This is a genomic window from Arsenophonus nasoniae DSM 15247 (assembly GCF_000429565.1).
GTDB lineage: Bacteria > Pseudomonadota > Gammaproteobacteria > Enterobacterales > Enterobacteriaceae > Arsenophonus > Arsenophonus nasoniae.
The window spans coordinates 1-1,393 of the sequence record NZ_AUCC01000241.1 but is presented as its reverse complement, the minus strand read 5'-3'; the positions used below and the strand labels follow the sequence as shown (position 1 = coordinate 1,393).

3 protein-coding genes are annotated in these 1,393 nt (G+C 39.1%); all 3 read right to left on the bottom strand.

Going from position 1 to position 1,393, the window contains the following annotated elements; all coding sequences use genetic code 11:
- Positions 1 to 50: 50 nt before the first annotated feature.
- The 3 genes from G468_RS24410 to G468_RS0117945 are packed head-to-tail and all read right to left on the bottom strand — an operon-like array spanning position 51 to position 1,310.
- A complete protein-coding gene (locus G468_RS24410; RefSeq protein ID WP_167876657.1) occupies positions 51 to 227 on the bottom strand; it encodes a hypothetical protein in 177 nt (58 codons plus the stop codon).
- 17 nt (positions 228 to 244) lie between these two features.
- Positions 245 to 694, bottom strand: a complete 450-nt coding sequence (locus tag G468_RS0117950; RefSeq protein ID WP_026824143.1) for a single-stranded DNA-binding protein — start codon at positions 692 to 694, stop codon at positions 245 to 247.
- Positions 672 to 1,310, bottom strand: coding sequence for an ERF family protein (locus G468_RS0117945; RefSeq protein ID WP_026824142.1), 639 nt, complete (start codon positions 1,308 to 1,310; stop codon positions 672 to 674). The genes G468_RS0117950 and G468_RS0117945 overlap by 23 nt, the downstream gene beginning before the upstream one ends.
- Positions 1,311 to 1,393 lie beyond the last annotated feature (83 nt).

Here is a 1,393-nt window from a genome sequence, read left to right as displayed (position 1 = left end):
TGATGAATGAATATAGATGTTGACTCAGTGGAATAGGTAAGGTGGGGTAATTACTTCTTAACGCAAATCGCTTTGGCATCTATATCTTTGAAAGTTTCAAATTCCTTCTTGAATGCTTTAGCGGCGAATTGGCACATATTTTCAGTGTCAAATTCCTGAGTATGAACACTTGCAAAGTTACTCGAGGCATAAGGGCTGGCGTACATGGCTAAAATTAAAATCCACATGGTGAGTTCTCCTGCGTCTAAAAGGGGATATCTTCATCTTCAAAATCAGCTTGATGAATAGCGTTACTGTTTGGCTGGTTAGCGGTTGATAGATTCGGTCTACCTTGACTTTCCTGCGGTTTTCTTTCCTTCCGGTTGCCCAATATTTCAACGTCATTGACCAGAAATTCGGGGGATATCCTTTGCTGACCGGACTTGTCTGTCCATTTATTTTCCTGATAGGCAGTGGTAACACGAACAAAAGTGCCTTTTTGTGCATGCTTCTCAATATATTCGGCTATTTGCTTAAATGCCTTGCAATTTATCCATGTTGTGTCATCAATCCATTGACCGTTACTATCTTTCCTTGATTTACTAATAGCTAGAGAAAATGTGGTAAATGGAATAAAAATATCGTTACTGGGAATATAGCGGATGTCTAATTTGCCGATGCGTCCGGTAAAGTTACACTGGTTCTGGTTTGCCATTTAATTCCTCCAATTCTGATTTACGCATGTCATAAACTTCTTTAGCTTTAGTCTGTTCAATCGTTCCCTCTAATGTTTTCCATGCCAAACTGAAGTGTTTTTTTAGTTCAGTAACTGTTTTTGATGAAGTTGCTTTCCCTGTAAATTCAGTGAGGACGTCAGCCGATGTTTCCTGTTTATAAACCACCTGATGGGTTTCAGCGTCAGGGTCAATAGCCGTTTCTTCTGTTGGAATACAAAACGCCTGAAATGCTGCATATTTATAAGCAATAGACATGGCTTTGTTGGTCGCTTTGTCTCCAGCATCCATTGCCTCTCCAAATGTAGTTACGGTATGCTTGCTGCCATCTTCAGTGGCAATAAAATCAAACTCGGCTTTAACGGTGACATAAAATAAGCTTCCTCCATTTCTTGTTTGTCTCTCAGTCACATTGCGTTCAATAATGCGGGGTAAAATAAGCAATCCGTGCTTAACAAGTGCCGGAGATAATGCGTTATAAACAGCATCAATACTTCTAAATTGAAAATTCTGGGTTGTGTTTTGTCCTGTCTTTTTTATTCCTATTTCAGACAAATGTTTAGCGACCTCGCTAATGGCTTTATAAACTTGACTCATTGTTAATCACCCCTTATTTTTCCGCCTAATGGTCCATCTCTTAGTTCCTGACCAATAAAAGGATTGTATTCTTTATTTTTAGT